16 protein-coding genes and 1 pseudogene are annotated in these 19,480 nt (G+C 66.0%); 9 read left to right on the top strand and 8 right to left on the bottom strand.

The window, feature by feature from the left end; all coding sequences use genetic code 11:
* Positions 1 to 65 precede the first annotated feature (65 nt).
* From ABMA10_RS20300 to ABMA10_RS20290, 3 genes are all read left to right on the top strand, one after another.
* Positions 66 to 2,045 carry a M13 family metallopeptidase gene (locus ABMA10_RS20300; protein ID WP_347870431.1) on the top strand — a complete coding sequence of 660 codons (1,980 nt, stop codon included), beginning with the start codon at positions 66 to 68 and terminating at the stop codon, positions 2,043 to 2,045.
* A gap of 392 nt (positions 2,046 to 2,437) precedes the next feature.
* Positions 2,438 to 3,877 carry an argininosuccinate synthase gene (gene argG / locus ABMA10_RS20295; protein ID WP_347870430.1) on the top strand — a complete coding sequence of 480 codons (1,440 nt, stop codon included), beginning with the start codon at positions 2,438 to 2,440 and terminating at the stop codon, positions 3,875 to 3,877.
* Positions 3,878 to 3,984: 107 nt separating this feature from the next.
* The gene (locus tag ABMA10_RS20290; RefSeq protein ID WP_347870429.1) at positions 3,985 to 5,013 is read left to right on the top strand and encodes an NADPH:quinone reductase; all 1,029 of its coding nucleotides are present in this window, start codon (positions 3,985 to 3,987) and stop codon (positions 5,011 to 5,013) included.
* Between the two features lie 11 nt (positions 5,014 to 5,024).
* Here the strand turns inward: ABMA10_RS20290 and ABMA10_RS20285 are convergent, their stop codons facing one another.
* Entirely contained in the window at positions 5,025 to 5,705 is a 681-nt protein-coding gene (locus ABMA10_RS20285) for an SAM-dependent methyltransferase (protein ID WP_347870428.1), read from the bottom strand.
* A 157-nt stretch (positions 5,706 to 5,862) separates the two neighbouring features.
* On the bottom strand, positions 5,863 to 7,407 hold the full coding sequence (locus ABMA10_RS20280) for a leucyl aminopeptidase (RefSeq protein ID WP_347870427.1): 1,545 nt from the start codon (positions 7,405 to 7,407) through the stop codon (positions 5,863 to 5,865).
* 231 nt (positions 7,408 to 7,638) lie between these two features.
* Here ABMA10_RS20280 and ABMA10_RS20275 point away from each other — a divergent pair, with 231 nt between their 5' ends.
* On the top strand, positions 7,639 to 9,030 hold the full coding sequence (locus tag ABMA10_RS20275) for a glycine--tRNA ligase (protein WP_347870426.1): 1,392 nt from the start codon (positions 7,639 to 7,641) through the stop codon (positions 9,028 to 9,030).
* A gap of 409 nt (positions 9,031 to 9,439) precedes the next feature.
* On the opposite strand, the gene ABMA10_RS20270 is transcribed toward ABMA10_RS20275, so the two are convergent.
* Positions 9,440 to 10,252, bottom strand: coding sequence for an alpha/beta fold hydrolase (locus ABMA10_RS20270; protein ID WP_347870425.1), 813 nt, complete (start codon positions 10,250 to 10,252; stop codon positions 9,440 to 9,442).
* 52 nt (positions 10,253 to 10,304) lie between these two features.
* Here ABMA10_RS20270 and ABMA10_RS20265 point away from each other — a divergent pair, with 52 nt between their 5' ends.
* A complete protein-coding gene (locus ABMA10_RS20265; protein ID WP_431030682.1) occupies positions 10,305 to 11,549 on the top strand; it encodes an IS256 family transposase in 1,245 nt (414 codons plus the stop codon).
* A gap of 254 nt (positions 11,550 to 11,803) precedes the next feature.
* Complete coding sequence (locus ABMA10_RS20260; protein WP_431031535.1) at positions 11,804 to 12,157, top strand: recombinase family protein; 354 nt, start codon at positions 11,804 to 11,806, stop codon at positions 12,155 to 12,157.
* A gap of 101 nt (positions 12,158 to 12,258) precedes the next feature.
* Here the strand turns inward: ABMA10_RS20260 and catA are convergent, their stop codons facing one another.
* Positions 12,259 to 12,915 carry a type A chloramphenicol O-acetyltransferase gene (catA, locus tag ABMA10_RS20255; protein ID WP_431030949.1) on the bottom strand — a complete coding sequence of 219 codons (657 nt, stop codon included), beginning with the start codon at positions 12,913 to 12,915 and terminating at the stop codon, positions 12,259 to 12,261.
* A gap of 210 nt (positions 12,916 to 13,125) precedes the next feature.
* Here catA and ABMA10_RS20250 point away from each other — a divergent pair, with 210 nt between their 5' ends.
* Positions 13,126 to 13,548 carry a transposase gene (locus tag ABMA10_RS20250; protein ID WP_431030948.1) on the top strand — a complete coding sequence of 141 codons (423 nt, stop codon included), beginning with the start codon at positions 13,126 to 13,128 and terminating at the stop codon, positions 13,546 to 13,548.
* A gap of 22 nt (positions 13,549 to 13,570) precedes the next feature.
* A protein-coding gene (locus ABMA10_RS20245; RefSeq protein ID WP_431030839.1) for an IS3 family transposase occupies positions 13,571 to 14,838 on the top strand; the annotation gives its coding sequence in 2 pieces (ribosomal slippage) (positions 13,571 to 13,877 and positions 13,877 to 14,838; 1,269 coding nt in all).
* Between the two features lie 28 nt (positions 14,839 to 14,866).
* On the opposite strand, the gene ABMA10_RS20240 is transcribed toward ABMA10_RS20245, so the two are convergent.
* The 4 genes and pseudogenes from ABMA10_RS20240 to ABMA10_RS20225 form a co-directional block, all read right to left on the bottom strand.
* On the bottom strand, positions 14,867 to 16,183 hold the full coding sequence (locus ABMA10_RS20240) for a Tn3 family transposase (RefSeq protein ID WP_431031510.1): 1,317 nt from the start codon (positions 16,181 to 16,183) through the stop codon (positions 14,867 to 14,869).
* 183 nt (positions 16,184 to 16,366) lie between these two features.
* A pseudogene (locus tag ABMA10_RS20235) lies at positions 16,367 to 16,864 on the bottom strand (DUF4158 domain-containing protein); the annotation flags it as partial.
* A gap of 224 nt (positions 16,865 to 17,088) precedes the next feature.
* Positions 17,089 to 18,270 carry an ATP-binding protein gene (locus ABMA10_RS20230; protein ID WP_431030947.1) on the bottom strand — a complete coding sequence of 394 codons (1,182 nt, stop codon included), beginning with the start codon at positions 18,268 to 18,270 and terminating at the stop codon, positions 17,089 to 17,091.
* Positions 18,271 to 18,461: 191 nt separating this feature from the next.
* On the bottom strand, positions 18,462 to 18,725 hold the full coding sequence (locus ABMA10_RS20225) for a hypothetical protein (protein WP_431030946.1): 264 nt from the start codon (positions 18,723 to 18,725) through the stop codon (positions 18,462 to 18,464).
* Positions 18,726 to 18,803: 78 nt separating this feature from the next.
* Here ABMA10_RS20225 and ABMA10_RS20220 point away from each other — a divergent pair, with 78 nt between their 5' ends.
* The gene (locus ABMA10_RS20220) at positions 18,804 to 19,214 is read left to right on the top strand and encodes a hypothetical protein (RefSeq protein ID WP_431030945.1); all 411 of its coding nucleotides are present in this window, start codon (positions 18,804 to 18,806) and stop codon (positions 19,212 to 19,214) included.
* Positions 19,215 to 19,480 lie beyond the last annotated feature (266 nt).

Here is a 19,480-nt window from a genome sequence, read left to right as displayed (position 1 = left end):
GCCGGGTGCACCGCTCTCAGAGAACACCCGATGCATCGTCGGACGCGCTCGATAGGCTGAACCGCATGACTGACGCGCAGCTCGCCTCCGGCATCGACACCGCTGAACTCGACCCGGCCGTGAGGCCGCAGGACGACCTCTTCCGGCATGTGAACGGGAAGTGGGTCGATCGCACCGAGATCCCCGACGACAAGGCCCGCTGGGGTTCGTTCCACCAGCTGGCGGAAGACGCGGAGAACGCCGTGCGCGACATCATCGAGGAATCGCAGTCCGCGCCCGATGGTGAAGAAGGGGTGAAGATCGGCGCCCTCTACTCGAGCTTCATGGACGTCGACCGCGCCAACTCGCTCGGTGCGACCCCGCTCGCAGACCAGCTCGACCGCGTCGCATCGGTCTCCTCCATCGAGGAGTTCCTTCGTCTCTCCGGCGAGTTCGAGGCCGAGGGTGTCGGCGGCTTCCTCCAGCTCTTCGTCGACAACGACCCGGGCAACCCCGAGCGGTACCTCGTGTTCGCGGAGCAGGGCGGCATCACCCTCCCCGACGAGAGCTACTTCCGCGAAGACACCTTCGCCGAGATCCGCGACGCCTACCGCGCCCACCTCCAGACGATGTTCGAGCTCGCCGGCGTCGATGACGCTGCCGACCGAGCAGACCGCGTCTTCGCACTCGAGACGGCCATCGCGTCGAAGCACTGGGACAACGTCGCCACCCGCGACAGCGAGAAGACCTACAACCTCTACACCTGGGACGAAGCGGCGGCGCTCGCCGCAGGGTCCGACCTCGACGGCCCGAACCTCAACGTCTGGCGCGACGCCGTCGGCGCCTCCGAGCAGGTGTTCGCCGAGATCGTCGTGCGTGAGCCGAGCTTCCTCGAGGGCCTCGGCGAGCTCCTCGTGGCCGAGCAGCTGCAGTCGTGGAAGGACTGGCTCGTGTGGAAGGTCGTCCACGGTGCTGCTCCCTACCTCTCCGAGGAGTTCGGCCGCGCGAACTTCGACTTCTACGGCAAGACGCTCACCGGCACCCCGCAGCAGCGCGAGCGGTGGAAGCGTGGCGTCTCGCTCGTCGAGGGCATGCTCGGTGAGGCTGTCGGTCGCATCTACGTGGACCGTCATTTCCCATCCGAGGCCAAGGGCGAGATGGACGTCCTCGTCGGCTTCCTCGTCGAGGCGTACCGCGACAGCATCCAGAAGCTGGAGTGGATGAGCCCCGAGACCCGCACGCGGGCGCTCGAGAAGCTCGACAAGTTCACGCCGAAGATCGGGTTCCCCGTGAAGTGGCGCGACTACTCGGCGCTCGACCTCGACGCCCACGACCTCCTGGGCAACGTCCGTCGCGCGAGCCGGTTCGAGATGGACCGCGAGCTCGGCAAGATCGGCAAGCCGCTCGATCGCGACGAATGGTTCATGACGCCCCAGACGATCAACGCGTACTACAACCCCGGCTTCAACGAGATCGTGTTCCCGGCGGCCATCCTGCAGTTCCCGTTCTTCGACGCCGGTCGCGACGCTGCAGCCAACTACGGGGCGATCGGCGCGGTCATCGGTCACGAGATCGGTCATGGCTTCGACGACCAAGGGTCCAAGTTCGACGGCGACGGCAGGCTCACCGACTGGTGGACCGAAGCCGACCGCGCGGCGTTCGAGGAGCGCACCGCGTCGCTCATCGAGCAGTACAACGCCCTCGCTCCCGAGCAGGTCCCGGACCACCACGTGAACGGCGCGCTCACCATCGGTGAGAACATCGGTGACCTCGGTGGGCTCGGCATCGCGTGGAAGGCATACCTGCTGTCCCTAGAGGGCGCCGAGCCCCCGGTCATCGACGGCCTCACGGGTGCAGAACGCTTCTTCCTCTCCTGGGCACAGGCCTGGCAGCAGAAGGGTCGCGACGCCGAGGTCATCCGTCTGTTGTCGATCGACCCGCACTCGCCGAACGAGTTCCGCTGCAACCAGATCGTCCGCAACATCGACGCCTTCTACGAGACCTTCGGTGTCACGGAGAGCGATGCCGCCTGGCTCGCTCCCGAGGAACGCGTCACCATCTGGTAGTCGTTCGCTGAGGCACGTCGACAGGCTCAGCGGGCGGGTGCGGCACAGCGCCGCCCCCTTCCGATGACCCCAGGACTGGGTACTGCGCGATCGCGGACTCCACTGCCACACTGAACGCGAGGTCGACGAATCGTCACCCCGTAGCACCTGAGAAACTCCTCCGCACAGCCCGAATGGCGCGGGAGCAGACCTGGTCCGATCCGTTCGGTTTCACAGCAGCGTCGCCGTCGACGCCGTCACCGTGCACACCTTCCCCGGGTTCACGCTGGTGACGGCGTCGATGACGACGTGCGCTTCCTTCCCCGCTCGCCCATGTCCGGGCGGACCAAGCTCCCCTCGCCCAGGTATGGGCGGACGAACGGGGCGGGCCGCGAACTTGTAGAATCTCAGGCGTGTCTAAAGTCTTGAGCAGCCTCCCCGTCGGCGAGCGCGTCGGCATCGCCTTCTCCGGAGGTCTCGACACCTCCGTCGCCGTCGCCTGGATGCGCGAGAAGGGTGCCATCCCGTGCACCTACACCGCCGACATCGGCCAGGCGGACGAGCCCAACATCGGTGCCGTCCCGGACCGTGCCAAAGAGTACGGCGCCGAGATCGCGCGCCTCGTCGACGCCAAGTCGGCGCTCGTCGAGGAGGGCCTCGTCGCCCTCCAGTGCGGCGCGTTCCACATCCGCAACGCCGGCAAGACGTACTTCAACACGACCCCGCTCGGTCGCGCCGTGACGGGCACCATGCTCGTCCGCGCGATGAAGGAGGACGGCGTCGACATCTGGGGCGACGGCTCCACCTACAAGGGCAACGACATCGAGCGGTTCTACCGCTACGGTCTGCTCGCCAACCCGCGTCTGCGCATCTACAAGCCGTGGCTCGACGTCGACTTCGTCAACGAGCTGGGTGGCCGCAAGGAGATGAGCGAGTGGCTCGTCGCCCGCGACTTCCCGTACCGCGACTCCACCGAGAAGGCGTACAGCACCGACGCCAACATCTGGGGCGCGACCCACGAGGCGAAGCGTCTCGAGGAGCTCAGCTCCGGCATCGAGATCGTCGAACCGATCATGGGCGTGCCGTTCTGGCGTGAAGACGTCGCGATCGCATCCGAGGTCGTCACCGTCACCTTCGAGGCCGGCCGCCCGGTCGCACTGAACGGTGTCGAGTACACCGACGCCGTCGCCCTCGTGCTTGAAGCCAACACGATCGGCGGTCGTCACGGGCTCGGCATGAGCGACCAGATCGAGAACCGCATCATCGAGGCGAAGAGCCGCGGCATCTACGAGGCCCCCGGCATGGCGCTCCTCCACATCGCGTACGAGCGTCTGCTCAACGCGATCCACAACGAGGACACCGTCGCGAACTACCACAACGAAGGCCGCCGTCTCGGGCGCCTCATGTACGAGGGCCGTTGGCTCGACCCGCAGTCGCTCATGCTGCGCGAGTCGATCCAGCGCTGGGTCGGTTCCGCCGTCTCCGGCGAGGTCACCATCCGTCTGCGTCGCGGCGACGACTACACGATCCTCGACACCTCCGGCCCGAGCCTCAGCTACCACCCCGACAAGCTCTCGATGGAGCGCGTCGGCGATGCAGCCTTCGGGCCGGACGACCGCATCGGCCAGCTCACGATGCGCAACCTCGACATCGCGGACTCGCGTTCGCGTCTCGAGCAGTACGCCGCGGCCGGTCTTGTCGGCGGCGCGACGGGCGACCTCGTCGGCACGCTCGAGCAGGGTGAGGCGCAGGAGATCCTTGGCGGCGAGGTCGTCGACGCCAAGGCAGACGCACTCGACCGCGCGACCGACCTGGCGTCCGAGGGTGCCGCGTTCGACTCCGGCACCGACTAGTCACTGCAGCTCCGGACGCCCGTCGCACTCTCGGAGTGCGGCGGGCGTTCTCGTCGACACAGCACGCCGGCGGAATACGCGACGCGTGCTCGCCGTTGCCGGAAGGCATGCGATCTATCGTCTACTCCAAGCCCGGTGACTCGTCCGTCCTCTCCCTCGTGGAGCGCGAGGTGCCGCAACCCGGCGCTGGTGAAGTGCGTGTCCGTGTCGTCACCTCCGGCGTGAACCCCACCGATTGGAAGGCGCGCCAGGGCGGGACCTACGGCGACGGACTGCCGTTCCCGGAGATCACACCCAACCAGGATGGCGCCGGTGTCGTCGATGCGCTCGGAGCGGGTGTCGACGGCTTCAGCGTCGGCGACCGCGTCTGGCTGTTCATGGCTGCGGCCAGCCGCCCGACCGGCACTGCACAGGAGTTCACCGTCGTGCCCGCCGACCGTGTCGTCGCCCTCCCGGACGGTGTCTCGTTCGACGTCGGCGCATCACTCGGCGTCCCCGCGATGACGGCGCACCGCGCACTCACCACACACGAGAACGGTCCGTCTCACCTGTCCGCCGGTGCGCTCGCCGGTCGGACCGTCCTCGTCGCCGGCGGTGCCGGTGCGGTCGGGCACGCAGCCATCCAGCTCGCGCGCTGGGCCGGTGCGACCGTCATCACCACGATCAGCTCCGACGCGAAGGCCGCCCTGGCGACCGCTGCCGGAGCGCATCACGCCGTCAACTACCGAGACGAGGACGCTGCTGAGCAGATCCGAGCGGTCGCCCCGAACGGCGTCGACATCGTCGTCGAGGTGTCGATCCCGCAGAACGCCGCGCTCGTCGCCGAAGTACTCGCCAACCATGGCGTCGTGTCGATCTATGCGAACAACGGCGGCGATGAGGCGACGCTTCCGATCCGTCCGAACATGAGCGTGAACGCCCGCTACCAGTTCCTGTTGCTGTACACGATCGGCGACGAGGCTCTCGCGGCTGCTGCCGAGGACATCACCGCTGCCCTGCACGACGATGTCCTCGCGGTCGGTGAGGCCGCCGGGCTGCCGCTCGTGCGGTTCCCCCTCGAGGCGACGGCTGCCGCCCATGAGGCCGTCGAGGGCGACGCTGTCGGCAAGGTCCTCATCGACGTCCAGCCGGCCTAGCCTCAGCCGGGTCAGGGACGGCGGCGCAGCAGGAGGACGGTGTCGTCGAGCTCGGCCGGTTCGCCATCGGGGCCGACCGCCGCACGAGCGATGGTGTCCGAGGTGATGACGTCCCAGTCGTCTGCGTCGAGTTCGAGCGAGGCGTGGACCTCGTCGGCGGTCGGGAACGCCGCATGACCGATGTGCTCCGGCGGTGCCCACGGCGGCGGGCCGGCGTGACCGACGACGAGCAGGACACCGTCTGGGGAGACGGCGGCAGCCGTGCGGCGGAGGACCGTCTCGCGGGCGAACTCGACGGGGGAGTGCAGGAACGCCGAGGTCACGAGGTCGAACGATGCGGTGGGTTCCCAGTCGACGAGGTCGGCCTGCACCCACGTGATGCGGTCGGCGACACCGGCTTCGCGAGCGGTCGCCTCGCCGAGGGCCAGCGCGCTCGGTGAGATGTCGACGGCCGTGACCTGCCACCCCTGACGTGCGAGCCAGACGGCGTCTGCGCCTTCACCGCTGCCGAGTTCGAGGGCTGTGCCGGGTGCGAGTGCAGCCGTCTCGCGTTCCAGCGCAGCGTTCGGCTTGCCGCTCCACACCTGGCCACGGCTGCTGTAGCGATGCTCCCAGAACGCGGCTGGATCGGTGATCGCCCGCTCGTCGTCGATCGCGGGTTCGTGGTGCGGGTGTCGGTACTCGGAGGTCATCTCCCAAGCTTCCTCCCGCGTCGGAGAATCGCCCTCGTTTCTTGCTGGATCAGCAAGGTGTGGGCGGATACCCCTCGACAGGCTCGGGGTGCAGGGGCGAGTGTCCCCGGCCACCGGGCGAACCTGCCCCGGTGACCGGGCCTGTCGAGGTGCAGCCTCAGGCGCTGAAGTTGACGGCCAGGTCGATGAGGAGACGAGTGCCGTAGCCCGTCGCGCCCTTCGGACGCCACGACTCGTCGGCGTCGACCAGCATCGTGCCTGCGATGTCGAGGTGCGCCCACGGGATGTCCCCGACGAACTCCGCCAGGAACAGTGCTGCGAGCGTCGACCCGGCGAACCTCCCGCCGATGTTCGCAAGGTCGGCGACGTCGGAGTCGAGCTGCTTGCGGTAGCTGCGCTCGAGCGGCAGTTGCCAGAGCGGCTCATCGGCTGCCTTCGACGACGCGATGGTCGCGTCGATGATCTCCTGATCGGTGCCGTGCACTGCGGCGGTCTTCGTGCCGAGTGCCATGATCGCGGCGCCCGTCAGCGTGGCGATGTCGACGATCGCGTCGGGTTCCTCCTCGGCGGCGAGGCTCAGACCATCGGCGAGGACGAGGCGACCTTCGGCATCGGTGTTCTTGACCTCCACGGTGATGCCGTTGCGGAAGGTGAGGACGTCGCCGAGCATCGTCGCGGAACCCGACGGCATGTTGTCCGTGCACATCAGGAACGCGGTGACGCTGCTGGGGCAACCGAGCTCCTCGAGGGCGGTCATCGCGGCCAGGATCGCGCCGGCGCCCGCCATGTCCATCTTCATGGAGACGTGGGACGGGTCGGACGGCTTCAGCGAGATGCCGCCCGAGTCGTACATGATGCCCTTGCCGACCAGGGCGAGGTGCCCGGTCGGTTCGATGGGCGAGCCGTCGGCGTCCTTCGGGGTGTAGCGCAGCTGGATCATGCGCGGCTCCTCGACGCTGCCGGCATTGACGCCGAGGAGGCCACCGGTGCCGAGGGCGATGAGCGCGTCCTTGTCGAACACCTCGACCGCGAGGCCGTGTGTCTCGCCGACGGTGAGCGCGACGTCGCCGAGGTCACTCGCGGTCAGGTGGCTGGGCGGCGTGTTCGCGAGGTCTCGGGCGAGGTTCGCCGAGCGGGCGAGCACCTCGCCGCGGTGCGCACCGGCAGCTGTGGCGGCGATGTCCTCGGCGCCGGCGACGATGTGCAGCGCGACGAGCGGGGTGTGCTTCGATTCGCGCTTCAGCTCCGTGTACCGGTAGCGGGCGAGGACGGCACCTTCGGTGATGACCTGGCCGGCGGATGCCGCATCGATGTCGAAGGAGCGGGAGACGTCGAGACCGATGCTCGCGGATGACGATGCCGCGCGCGCGAAAGCCGCTGCGACGTCGCGCAGGACGGCGGCGGTGCGCTTCGCAGGCTGCCCGACGCCGACGGCGATGTACGTGGGGCTGTCCTGCCCGGGGATCACGAGCGTCTGGCCGACCTCGCCGGTGAACCCGGCGCGGGTCAGCGCTTCGCGGTCGAGGCCGAGCGCCGCCGGCACATCGTCCGGGGCGTCGGCAACGGCCGGTGCGACGGCCAGCCCGACGGCTTCGACACCACTCGGCAATTCAATCGCGACGGCGAGCTCGACGGTCTCGGCGTCGAGCGACGGTGTGCGGGAGAACGTCGGTGGAATGAGTTTGTGGGGGCGCGAGGTCATGCGTCAATCGTATGGCCGCGGCGCCAGCCCGGGTCGACTGCGGGGCCGGGCTTTCATCCGTCCTTGCCGCGTCACCCCGCGTCACACCTCGGCTCCATCGCCGTCGCGATGGGGCCGTTTGGCGCCGGTCAGGCGACCTCCCGTACCATTGAGGGGTCCCGGGAGCGGGCGCCAGCCAGGCGTCAGCACCGAGAGGTACCGCCGCGCGGTTCGCGGCATGGAGAGGCCCACATGGCAGAGCAGTCCCGACTCGATTCCGTCGTCACCCTGGCACAGCACCGAGGGTTCGTCTTCCCCTCCGGCGACATCTACGGCGGAACACGATCGGCGTGGGACTACGGGCCCCTCGGCGTCGAGCTGAAGGAGAACATCAAGAAGCAGTGGTGGAACGCGTTCGTGCGCGGCCGCGGCGACATGGTGGGTCTCGACTCCGCCGTCATCCTGCCCACCCCGGTGTGGGAGGCCTCAGGTCACGTCAAGGTCTTCAGCGACCCGCTGACCGAATCGCTCGTCACGCACAAGCGCTACCGGGCCGACCACCTGTTCGAGGCGTACGAGGCAGAGCACGGCCACCCGCCGGAGAACGGCCTCGCCGACATCCCCGACCCGGAGCACCCCTCCAAGATCGGCCAGTGGACGGAGATCCGACAGATGTCGGGCCTACTGAAGACGTTCCTCGGAGTCGTGGACGACGAGTCCGGGCTCCACTACCTGCGCCCCGAGACCGCGCAGGGCATCTTCACGAACTTCTCGAACGTGCTGCAGACGGCGCGCAAGAAGCCGCCGTTCGGCATCGGCCAGATCGGCAAGGCGTTCCGCAACGAGATCACGCCAGGGAACTTCATCTTCCGCACGCGCGAGTTCGAGCAGATGGAGATCGAGTTCTTCGTCGAGCCCGGCACGGACGACGAGTGGCAGCAGACCTGGATGGACCTCTGCTGGGCCTGGTTCATCGACCTCGGCATGACGCCCGACAACATCCGGTGGTTCGAGCACCCGCAGGAGAAGCTGGCGCACTACTCGAAGCGCACCGTCGACATCGAGTACAAGTTCGGGTTCACCGGCAGCGAGTGGGGCGAACTCATGGGCGTCGCGAACCGCACCGACTACGACCTCAAGGTGCACGCTGAGAGCTCCGGCAAGGACCTCAGCTACTTCGACCAGGCGAAGAACGAGCGCTACATCCCGTACGTCATCGAGCCGTCCTTCGGCTTGACGCGCGCGCTCATGGCGTTCCTCGTCGACGCCTACGAGGAGCAGGAGTTGCCGCCGAACGCGAAGGGCAAGATCGAGAAGCGCACCGTGCTGCACCTCGACCCGCGCCTCGCGCCCGTCAAGGTCGCCGTCCTTCCGCTGTCCCGCAACGAAGCGCTGTCGCCGCTCGCCCGCCAGATCGGCGACGAGCTGCGCGGTTCGTGGAACATCGACTTCGACGACTCGGGCGCCATCGGCCGTCGCTACCGCCGCCAGGACGAGATCGGCACGCCGTTCTGCGTCACCGTCGACTTCGACTCGCTCGAGGACAACGCCGTGACCGTCCGCGACCGCGACAGCATGCAGCAGGAGCGCGTCGCGATCGACGAGCTCTACGCCTACCTCGCCACCCGGCTCAAGGGCGCGTAAGGCTCGCGCGATCCTCCCTCAACAGGCTCGGTGACCCGATTCGGTCACCGAGCCTGTTTGTGCCTGTTGCGTCACCATCCTGTCCACAACTCCTGCTTTCGGGCCACAGACCGGCTGAACAGGCCGCATCCGGTGCTGGACCCCGGCTAATGTGTGGAGTTGATCGTTATGTGGCGGCGTTCTGTGATCGCTTTGTGGCGGTCTGGTTGCGCGTAGGCCGATTCTCCAGCGGGCACTGCATACTGCGGTTGCCCAGGTCGGGCCAGGGCGTTGTTGCCGAAGCGCTTATCGATTGTGGATCGCAGCGGTAAATGACGACGTTTTCGCAGCAGTAAATGTCACGCTCGATGCACATTCGCTGGGGCGCAGTGGGCGCCAGGGTAGTGGTGCGCCGGTGTGGACCACAGGGCTACATCACGAGCTCCTCCTGCCCTCCGCTTGTGTATGACGTCGTGTCTCGCGGAAAGGCATCGAGCCATCGGCCGACAAGGTCGCGGACTATGTCCGGTGTCTCTATCTGCGGATTGTGGCCGGCGCCGTCGATAACTGCAGCGGTCATGTGCGGGTAGTACTGAAGCAGATCAAGCTGATCCTGCCATCCCACGAGTGCGTCCTGGCGGCCGGTGACGAGCAGATGCGGGCCGCGGTGAGGCGCGTCTTCCTGCTCCGGCCAGGAGGGGAGAAGGAAATTTGACTCCAGTTCAGCGGCAGCGTTTTGATCGTGCACGCGCCATCCTGGCAGCAAATACTGCGCGAAACGCTCCCATCCCGGCTGGTCAAGGCGGGTCGCGACAAAGGCAAAGAGGTCCTGGTCGACGGGCGACAGGCTGGCTAAAAACACGTCGTTTCGCTCCACTATTGTCTCCGACGGCAGAGTGCGGGCCTCGCCCCAGCGCACGACGGGCACGAATAGTGCCGATCCGAGAACCTGGGGGCCGAATCGAGCGGTGACCGCTCGAGCGATCTGCCCGCCGAACGACTGACCGACCACGGCGAAGGGCTCATCGCCCATGACATCCGCGATCCATCCAATGACAGCCTCGGTCAGCGTGAGTGCCGAGGTTGGTCCCGGTAGTCGGGGGCTGTCACCGTGTCCAGGTAGGTCGATGTAGATCCGTCGAAAACCGGGATATCTGTCGAAGACAGGTTCCAATGGAGTAGTGCCCCATAAGGTGGTGTAGCCTGCGGTGGCCGGCTCGGTCTTGGACGTGAGCGCGGTCACCGTGTGACTCCTTCGAGAAGTCTCTAACCTCCACTCGAAAGGCATCATCACGATGACCGCTCCACATATTGTCGACCCTGCACACCTTCTTGGCGAAGCCCTGACCGACGCGTCTCCCGATCTGATGCGGTCGCTGCTGCAAACCATGATCAACGCGCTCCTCTCTGCCGACGCTGACGCGGTGATCGGCGCCGAGTGGGGCCAACCCACCCCGGGTCGCACCGTCCAACGCAACGGCTACCGGCACCGCGACCTCGATACCCGCGCCGGGACCATCGATGTCGCGATCCCGAAGCTGCGCTCTGGCACCTACTTCCCGGAGTGGCTCCTCGAGCGCCGCAAACGCGCCGAGACCGCCCTGATCACCGTCGTCGCGGACTGCTACCTCGCCGGCGTCTCCACACGCCGCATGGACAAACTCGTGAAGACCCTCGGGATTCACTCGTTGTCGAAGTCGCAAGTGTCCCGGATGGCTGCGGACCTCGACGAGCACGTTGACCAATTCCGACACCGCCCGCTCGGTGATGCCGGCCCATTCACGTTCGTCGCCGCCGACGCTCTCACCATGAAAGTCCGCGAAGGCGGACGCGTCATCAACGCCGTTGTTCTCGTCGCGACCGGGGTCAACGCCGATGGGCGCCGCGAGGTCCTGGGCCTGCGGGTGGCCACGTCGGAGACCGGGGCGGCGTGGAACACGTTCTTCGCCGACCTCGTCGCCCGCGGTCTGACCGGGGTTCGTCTGGTCACTTCCGACGCGCACCGCGGTCTGGTCGAGGCGATCGCCGCGAACTTCCCCGGCGCGGCCTGGCAACGCTGCCGCACCCACTACGCCGCGAACCTGATGTCGGTGACCCCGAAGAGTCTCTGGCCCGCGGTCAAGGCTATGCTGCACTCCGTTTACGACCAGCCCGACGCCGACGCCGTCCACGCCCAGTTCGACCGGCTGTTGGACTACGTCGACGGGAAACTGCCCGCAGCTCACGAACACCTCGACGCTGCCCGCGCCGACATCCTCGCGTTCACCGGGTTCCCCGAGGGGCTCTGGCAGCAGATCTGGTCGAACAACCCGAACGAGCGCCTGAATCGTGAAATCCGTCGCCGCACCGACTCCGTCGGCATCTTCCCCAATCGCGACGCGATCACCCGGCTCGTCGGCGCCGTCCTTGCCGAACAGACCGATGAATGGGCCGAGGGACGCCGCTACCTCGGACTCGACATCCTCGCCAAGAGCCGCCTCACCATCGTCCCCGACACCGGAACCGAGGTGCCCGAACCAGAACTCGCCCTCAGCGCCTAACCCAACGAATCGAAGGACACACGGCTACACCACTCCACGGGGCTTGACCGCCTAGCCCTGCTGTTTGGGTTCTAGAGTGCCGGTATGGGTGTAGACCGGTGGCGGATGCTGGGTTCTTGCTGCTCGTGTTTGTGGCGATGGTAGGTCTTGCGGTCTATGTGCGTCGGGACGATCGCTGAGGCATTGTCCGCTCGCGGCGGTGTGGTCGTTGTGGACCATGGTGGCGATGATGATCACGCGCCAGCCGGAGAACTCTGCGCCGACTGCCGCGGTTCGCCGATGCCCACGATGATGATCGTGATTGTCCAGAGTGCGAGCGCCCAGCAACACTCAACAACCCCTTAGCGCCAACTACGACACCAGCCCTCCTCGACCCCCAACGTGAGGCGGTCGACGAGCGCTGCGCAGCGGCGCGGATCGGCGAAGGTTTTCGTCCAGCCGACGAGCAACTCATCATCACCCACCTCGACCGGCTCGGCCGATCCGTCCTCCACCTCGCCACCCTCGGCAGTGACCTCCGCCAACGAGGAGTGGGTCTGCGCGTGCTCGAGCAAGGCATAAACACAACCACCGCCAGAGCGCACGGGCCGCACTACAGGCACTCGTGAGGTGTGTCTCCGTTCAGCGAGACACATCGCATCCTCGTTCCGGAGTGAAGATCCGACTCGGTGCGCGATCACAAGTCGAGCGGCTTGCTGTGTAGCTGGTACTACGAGGTGATCCATCCCGGAGCTGCGACGAGGTCCTGTAAGTCCTGAATGAACCGGGACGTGTGGAAACCGTCGGCGGCCGCGTGATGGATCTGAACGGCGAGGGGCATCTTCGTGCGGCCCGCTTCCTCCCGGTATCGGCCGATCGTGAAGATGGGGAGCAGGAAGTCCCAACTGTCTCGAATGGTGAGGGTGAACCCGGTGAACGACGTCCAAGGCAGGCTCGACACGTCGAACGTGTTGGCGGGGGTGTCGGACTGCGGGAACATCGATGTCGCAGTCTTGTACCGGCGAAGAACGTCCGCCGCCTCGTCGTGGAACGCCACAAAGTCGGGGCGGAATGGTGACCAGACACTGGCGAACGTTTCCCTGTCGGGGTTGAACACGGTGAACCCGGGATGCATCACGTCCCACACGGCCGGAGCGCCGGTCTCATCCAGTGTCATCCTGAACTCGTCGTGGCGGTTCACGATCGACGCCAGCGACCACACTTGTGCCAGGTACGTCTTCTTGGCCGAACCCCGCAAAGCAGCGACCATCTCGGTGACGTCGACGTCGACGGTGATCGAGTAAGTGCACCCGACCCGGTTCCGGTAGTGGTTGAAATGTTCCCGACGCGGCCAGTGGTCCACGTCGATCAGTTCTGCGTTAGCCATGACGTCGACCCTACGGCCGAGGCGGGCCAGACCGAACGAGGGGCGAGCGAGGTGACTGTGTCTCGTAACCACGTCTGCTCTATTTGCGACGTGCTCGCGACGAGTCTGAGGCATGCGGATTAATTGTTGAAATCCTCCAACGCATGAAGGGGCAGCCGGAAATGATGGCGGTCTCAAGCGGTCAACGCACCACCCAGGATTGAGCTGGAGGTGCGTGTGTTTACGAGTGAGCAGGAGAACGAGTTATGGGACAGGTGGAGGGCCGGCGATTCGAGCCGACTGATCGCGAGAACCTTACGGACGAGCGCCGCGACCGTGCGTTCGTGCCTTGCGGCGCACGGCGGAGTGCGACCGACCGCACGTCGTCGCAGCGCGCGTCATCTGACGCCCGCGGAGCGGGAAGAGATATCCCGAGGGATCGCCGCGGGCTTCTCAGGTCGTGCCATCGCCGCGCGTATTCACCGCCCTGCCTCGACGGTCTCGCGCGAGATCATCAGGAACGGAGGCCGAGCCGGCTATAGAGCTGGGTCAGCAGACAGTGCCGCGTGGGAACGCGCTCGGCGCCCTAAGCCGTCTCGACTCGCATCTCACGCCGAGCTATTGAAGCGCCCTGAGTTTGTTGGAGACTCCTGACCTTGGAAACGAGGATGGAGTCATGGTGTCGAATCAGGGATCTGGGAAGCCGACGGCGCGTCGGTATTCACCGGAAGAAAAGGCCGCCGCGGTCCGGATGGTGCGGACGCTGCGGGCAGAGCTGGGGACCGAGCACGGGACGGTGCAGCGCGTCGCGACGCAGCTCGGTTACGGGATCGAGTCGGTGCGGACCTGGGTGAAGCAGGCCGACGTCGACGACGGGCACGTCGCGGGTGTGAGCACGGCGGAGGCGCGTCGGGTGCTGCGGGAGCTTGAGCAGGAGAACCGCGAGTTGCGGCGGGCGAACGAGATTCTGAAGCGGGCAGCGTCTTTCTTCGGGGCGGAGCTCGACCGCCAACACCGGAAGTAGTCGCGTTCATCGACGCGAACAAGAACGACGTCGTCGAAGGTCGCCCGCTCGGAGTCGAGCCCATCTGCGCACTCTTGCAGGTGGCTCCGAGCACGTATTACGCCGCGAAAGACCGCGCTCCGTCGGCGCGATCACTCAGCGATGCTGCCCTCACGCCCGAGCTTGTCACGCTCTGGGAAGACAACTATCGCGTTTATGGTGTCCGCAAGCTCTGGAAGAGCGCCCTCCGCGCGGGGCTCAGTATCGGGCGAGATCAGACGGGCCGGCTGATGCGTGCTGCGGGCATCGAGGGAGCGACGAGGTCGAAGCGAGTGAAGACGACCAGGACCGACCCGGCCTCGGCGAGGTATCCGGATTTGGTGAAACGAGAGTTCACCGCAACAGCCCCGAACCGGCTCTGGGTGACGGATCTGACGTTCGTGCCGACGTGGGCGGGCGTTGCCTACGTCTGTTTCATCATCGACGCGTTCAGCCGGATGGTCGTGGGGTGGCGGTGCGCGTCGCACATGCGTACGGAGATGGTCCTCGATGCGATCGAGATGGCGAGGTGGGGGCGCGGCGCTCACCACGCCGATCTCCGCTGCCACAGCGACGCAGGGTCTCAATTTACGTCGATTCGCTACGGGGAACGTCTCGCCGAGATCGGTGCAACACCATCGATCGGAACCGTCGGCGACAGCTACGACAATGCCCTGGCCGAGACGGTGAACGGCTACTACAAGACGGAACTCGTCCGCGGGCCCGCACGCCCCGGACCCTGGCGAACAGTCGAGGACCTCGAGCTCGCGACGCTCGGATGGGTGCACTGGCACAACACGCAGCGCCTGCACGGCTACCTCGGCGACGTCCCACCCACCGAGTTCGAGCAGGCCTTCTATGCTGGCCAAACCGCCGTCGACCAGCTGGCGGGAATCAAATAGCGCGAGTCTCCATCAGACCCAGGGCGCTTCACAACGCTTCCACCGCAGGGTTCGTCACGGGGGTGAGCCCGACATTGCAGCCGTCTGCGATCAGCAGTGCCGCGACCGTGACCGCCAGATCACTCAGCCGCGTATCAGCCCCGGAGACGTGCACGTACGCATCCAGGAACCCGGTCCACGCGTGGACTTCCAGGAGCAGCTCCGGCAGATCGATCGCGGGCAGCATGCTCGCAGTCGTTGCCTTCAGCCAAGTCAGGCTGTCGGGTATTTCCAACGCTTCCAGTCGCTCCACTGACAGCCGGGCCCGCCCATCAGCTGCCGGGACGATCTTCACCCGGGCATCCTCACCGGCCTCCTCAAGCCGCGCCGCGGCCTGCAGCCAGGTCGCGTCCAGCAGTGACACCATTCCGCTCAGATGAGCGTCCACTGGTACATCCAGTCCGAGCCCGTTCAGGATCTCTGGGCGGACGCTCTCCCACGCTGGGCCGACGAGGAGCCGTGCCCGCGGATCAGCCCACCGGTGTGAGCAGGTCGCAAACACGTCCCGGACCCGAAGCGCCTTGTGCAGCTGTTCGAGCACGCAGACCACGTACGCATCCCGATCCACGTCACCTGTGTCCGGGTCGAACACCGCGCGGCGCCAGACAGACGGAACGATGCCCTCGTGGATCTCCGCCGCGGCCAACGGCTTCATGCCCACCCGCCGGGCCAACAGTGCCGGCACCGCACGCACTGCCGCCAGCACCGGCCCGCCCGCTGGCGACGCGGCCAGCGACGACGACTCGCACAGCAGCTGCACGAACGGCCGTACCGTCCGGTACCGTTCCGACAGCGCCACCCGGAACGCCGCATTCTGGTTGTCGTCGTCGGGGACGAGCTCTACCACCGTGGCCACCGCGCCCGCGATCAGCTCACGCGACGCGATCGACTCGATCCGCGCCCACACCGCCGCAACATCCAGGCCGCCACCTTCCTCTGCGGCAGCGCCGAGAAAGGTCAGGAGCTCGCTATTGACCGACGCCAGCACCCGGGATGCCTTCTCCAACCTCGGTAGCCACGACAGCCGATCCGCGCTGGTCGCCTTCTGGGCCGGGCTCAGCAACTTCGTCGTCATCAGCACCGCGAACAGATCCAGCACATCGTCCACCGCTACCGCGTCCAAGTACCTTGCCAACGCCACCAACGTCGCCGTCCGCCGCGGCTCGGCGAGCTCATTCAAGGTCGGCGCTTTAGAAGCCATCCCGTACCGCGCCAGCGCCGCCAATCGGTTCGCGGGCACCGCCGTACAGTCCACCTCCCGCACCCGTAACGCCTCCAGATCCGCCGCGCGATCCAGTGCCGCCACTAACGCCGGCCCCGACACCCGAGTCGGAGACCTCTGCCACTCCTGCAACTGTGAAAATCGAAATCCAGCCGGCACCCGCAACGAATCCCGCAACCGCGCCGGGAGTATAGGATCCACCGCCGTCGCCGCTTCCGCGAGAACCGCGCACAAGCGCTCCGATGCACGCTCCCTCGCCGCGCCAACCAAACGAGTCAACAACCCCAACCCTGGGAGCAGTACTCGGTGGCGGCGCAACCACCCGATCGCCTGATCGCGCGACGCCGCGGGCCGTTCCGCATGCGTCCATGCCCGACCGTCCAGGAACCGCCGAAATTCCTCACCGACCGCCGGGCTCTCGAACACACGGAACCCGTACGCGTCCCTGATCTCCCACGAATGCTCATACGCAGTCTTCGGTCGCATCACGTATTGGTCAAGATCTACAGCCGCGCTCAATCCCAGCTGCTCACGGAGGTGCTCCACCACCACGGTGGGTACATTCTGCGGTTCCACCAAGAACACGCCGAGATACCGCACGGTCGTCAATTGGACCGCAAACCCGAGCCGATTGTGGTCACCCCGCCGCACCCGAATATGTGACGGATCGGTCTCGTCTAGGAAGAAGAACCTCTCCAAATCCGACCGCGAAGGCGACCCATCAAACCGACCGTACGAACCGTCCGTAGCAGAACCCGAATCCATGAAGTCCGACAGTACCCAGCAACACTCGAAAAACCCTTAGCGCCAACTACGACACCAATCCTCCTCGACCCCGGCCCTCCCAGCGGCGTTCGTCCGCTTCGCGCCGGGCAACAGCATCTGCCTCATAGACATCGTGCGAAAGGGCCGCTGCTGCCTGCGCGCTCATGCAGCCAGCGCGCTCCGACATGCCTGTCGCGTAGACCAGTGCACAGGCCCCGCCATCGTCAGCGCCTCTGTCGGCGAATGAAGCTGGCCATACCCGGCACGGTAAAGGCGACGTAGCCTCGGTCGGGAGCGTAGATGTGTCCGCTGCGAATGAGGAGATCTCGGGTCACCGAAATGCCGCTTCGCTTCTTTCCGACGCGCGTTGCGATGGCGGTGAGGGCTGAGGGGGAGTCGTTGTCGGCACTCATGGCTTCCATGAATGCTCGCTGTTGCGGCGTGGCTCGCTCCCATCGTGACTGATAGAGGCCTTGGTCGACTTCGTTCTGGGCCAGTGCGCTGCCAAGTGCGACGTCGTCGGCGTTGATCTGGTCACTGGTACGCGCCAACCAGACATGACTGCCGAGCGCTTGGATGAAATACGGGTACCCACCGGTAGCTCGCACTGCGGCGGCCAGGGCATCCTCGTCCCACATGACACCGTGCACCCGGGTCGGGACCTCGAGAGCAGACGCAGTCGCCGTCTCATCAAGGAGACCGAGTTGGCGGTAGTCATAGAGCCGTTCGGCATAGCTGGTGGCGTCCGCGAGTACAGCAGGCAGCGACGGGAGACCTGCTCCTATGAACATCACGGGAACGGGATTCGGCGCCTGGCCGAGGGCGTGGAGCGCAACGTTCAGACCGGTGAGGTCATTAATGGGCGCCTCTTGAAGCTCGTCCACGGCGATGACGAGGACCGTGTTGGTATCGCGTGCCGCTTCGCCAATCTGCTCGAACAGCTCTTGCACGTCAACAGCCAGGTCTCCGCTGTCCGCGACTCCGCGGGCTGCCTCGACAGTGAGGCCGAGCGCGTAGGTGCCGTCCGGGTCGAACCGAAGCTGAAAGGACTTCAAAGCGCCGGCCGCGCGCGTCCAGAGCTCTCGCGCACGATCAGATGCAGACATGAGCCGACGTAGCGCCAGGTGGAGCTCTTTCGACAAGCTCACCGAGAGAGACGTCGTTCGCGTCGCCTCGACCTTGATGAAGACCAATTTCAGCTGGACTGCCTCCCGCCCGAGCTGGTTCAGGAGCGCAGTCTTTCCCACTCCGCGGAGCCCAGACAGGATCCAGGGCCGCTGTCCCTCACCGGTCTCTCGAGCTTGGTAGAGGAGTTGGGAGAACTCTGAGATAAGGCCGGAGCGACCCGCGAGCTCGGGAGGAACGCGTCCCGCACCTGGGCGGAAGGGGTTCACGTCGAAGTCCATGATCAGAACCTATCACGGACTATCTTTCACTGTTGATAGATGAGGATATTGCGTGATAGGTAGCGCATCGGTCTCGACGGTCGTAACCCACGGCAACGGTCTGCAGATGGATGTGGCTAGATTCGAGTATGGATATTGCGAAGCATCGCCCAACCGGTAGGACGTTTCGGGCGGCAGCGTTCGCACAGCTCTCACCCGGGACGCTCGCCGAGTACCGATCGGATCTTGAGTGCGAGGGGTGCGGCAAATCGGCGTACTTCGCGAAGAAGCGCCGCAGCGGTACGTCTTACTATTTCGGTGCTCGTCATGTGCCCGGCTGTGGCTTCGCAACATCGGGTGGTGATGACCCTGAAACGGCGAAACTCCTTGAGGCCGCTCGTCGTGAAGCTGAGGACGGTGTCGTTCGACTCGTTGCCGACAGAGCGCGCGCTCGCACGGGAGAACAGGTCGAGCATGACCCTGATGGTGCAGAGCACGCGGGGCGGGCGCGACAGTATGTAGGTGTGGACGGCGCGCGCCGCACGACTGGAACCATGCAGATGAAGAGTCTGTTGCGGGCGCTGGATCGTGACCCGGAATTCGCGCGGAGTGAGTATCGTCTTCGGTTGGAGAATGGCACGGAGACGACCGTCCGCGACTACTGCGTCGAATTGGCCGATGTCGCGCAGAAGCACAGAAAACGGCGCCACCTGTACTGGGGCAGCATCATGTTCGCTCGCCCAGACACCGGCGAACGGGGCGGTGCGTGGCTCTTCACGGCCAAGGGCGAGCCGAACCTGCTCGTCACGCAGGAACTCGTAGAACACATCGGCGATCTCGACGAACTCGCTGGTGCGTTGTTCATGGTCTGGGGGTGGCTGAACGTACCCAAGAACCGCCCTGACGGTCACCCGTATCTGATCGTCTCCGACCCTCATCGCCTCACAATTTCTTTAGCGGACTAAGGCCACTCTCAAGCGGCCGGGCCGTCACAGGAGGTTGACGCGGCCGCATGCTGATACTCATCTCTGCCCAGGGCACCGGGCATTGATCCTCAACGGTCGGCCAACGTCAATTCGGGGGTCGAGGAGGGTTGGTGTCGTAGTTGGCGCTAAGGGTTTTCGAGTGTTGCTGGTTACTGTCGGGGTTCATGGATTCGGGTTCTGCTGCAGATAGTTCGTACGGTCGGTTTGATGGGTCGCCTTCGCGGGCGGACTTGGAGGGGGCGCTT

The organism is Plantibacter sp. RU18 (genome assembly GCF_050613355.1).
Lineage (GTDB): Bacteria > Actinomycetota > Actinomycetes > Actinomycetales > Microbacteriaceae > Plantibacter.
The sequence above is the reverse complement of the archived record's forward strand: the minus strand, read 5'-3'. Positions and strand labels throughout refer to the sequence as shown.